General features: G+C 70.4%; 1 protein-coding gene. It reads right to left on the reverse strand.

Features of this window, described 5'->3' with window-relative positions; translation table 11 throughout:
• Positions 1-45: 45 nt before the first annotated feature.
• Entirely contained in the window at positions 46-1389 is a 1344-nt protein-coding gene (locus tag ABZ260_RS50720) for an FAD-dependent oxidoreductase (RefSeq protein ID WP_355633059.1), read from the reverse strand.
• Between the last annotated feature and the right edge of the window lie 361 nt (positions 1390-1750).

The following is a 1750-nucleotide window of genomic DNA, read 5'->3' on the forward strand; positions in this document are numbered from 1 at the left end:
GCCCGCCGCTGTTGCGCCTGGGCCGCCGTTCAGTCCGTCTCCAACTCACGGACCCCGCTGACACGGCCGAGCGCGGCCAGGACGGATGGCGGCGATGCCGAGGAGTTTCACCCGCTCGCCCCGGTCGAGGGACCTGGCCAGTGCCGCCTCGGCGGCCTCGATGGCCAGCCAGTGCTCGTAGGTGATCGGCGAGATGCCCCGGGAGGCGAGGAGCTCGTCCGGATCCGTGCGGTGTACCGGATCGCGGTCGGCGAGATCGGCGAGGAGGGTGCGGACCGTCTCGGCGGCGTCGGACTTGTTGGTGCCGATCACACCGCTGGGACCGCGCTTGAGCCAGCCCGCCACGTACTCGCGGTCGCGGACCCGGCCGGCCTCGTTCGGCACGGTCATGGTGGCCTCGGAGAAGGGAACGCCGGGTAGCGGCACGCTCTGGTAGCCGACCGAGCGCAGCACCATGCCGACCGGGAGGGTCTCGAACTCGCCGGTGCCGACCACCCTGCCGTCCAGCAGCCGGGTTCGCTCCAGCTTGAGCGCCTCCACCCGCCCCTCGCCGAGGATCTCCACCGGGCGCATCCAGAACCGCACGTCCAGCCGCCGGGGACGGCCCGTCAGGCCGCGGGCCGCCCAGCTCTGCAGGACCTCGACGTTGCCCCTGATCTGCCGGGACGCCGTCGAGACGTCCGCGGCGCTCTCCTCGGGCCGCACCCGCACGTCCGCGTTGGTCAGCTCGCCCAGCTCCCTGAGCTCCTTCAGGGTGAACTTGGCGTGCTCGGGCCCCCGGCGGCCGATCATGTGGATGGCCTTCACCTCGCTGGCGGCCAGCCGGTCGAGCACCTCCTGCGGCACGTCGGTGGCGCGCAGCTCGTCGGCGGTCTTGGCCAGGATGCGCACCACGTCGACCGCCACGTTCCCCACGCCGATCACCGCGACCTCGGGGCTGTCGAGGACGAAGCGGTCACCGGGCATGTCGGGATGGCCGCAGTACCAGTTGACGAAGTCGGTGGCGGCCACGCTGCCCGGCAGATCCTCGCCGGGGATGCCCATCCGCCGGTCCACCATCGCGCCGGTGCAGTAGACCACGGCGTCGTAGCAGTCGAGCAGATCGGTGACGCCGATGTCCCTGCCGAACTCGACTCCGCCGAGGAACCGCACGTCCGGAAGCTCCAGCACGCCGCGAAGGTAGCCCGCTATCGACTTGATCGAGGTGTGGTCGGGGGCGACCCCGTAGCGCACCAGCCCGTACGGGGTCGGCAGCCGCTCCAGCACGTCCACCCGCAGGGGCACGGTGGCCTGTTTCCTCAGGGCCTCGGCCGTGTAGATCCCGGCGGGCCCCGACCCCACGATCGCGACTCGCAGCGACACATCGCCTCCCAGGGTGCTGGCTGTCATGACGCGATTCTCCATTACCGGTGCCCGCCGGGCCAGTCTCGGCGGTCCGTTGTGATCGAACCGGTCATCCGGCACGGGGCATCCGGCGGATACGTTTCCAATATTTCCGAACATTCCCTGCGAACACGGTGTTCCCTGCGGGCCAGGCCCGCAGGGAACACCGTGGGAGCACTGTGGGAGCACGTGCCTCGGAGGTTCTCTGCATTTCCCGCGAACACGGTGTGCCCGGCGTGCCCGGTGCCCCGTCCACAGGGCCGCTCGCGCGCTGCTTGGGTTCAAGGAGTCGTTGCAACACTGCCTGCCAGCAAGCATAGGTGCTCGTTGAACGCCTCTGCGGGAGTGCGCCAGCCGAGTGTCTTAC

The organism is Streptosporangium sp. NPDC006013, from assembly GCF_040614275.1.
Classification (GTDB): domain Bacteria; phylum Actinomycetota; class Actinomycetes; order Streptosporangiales; family Streptosporangiaceae; genus Streptosporangium.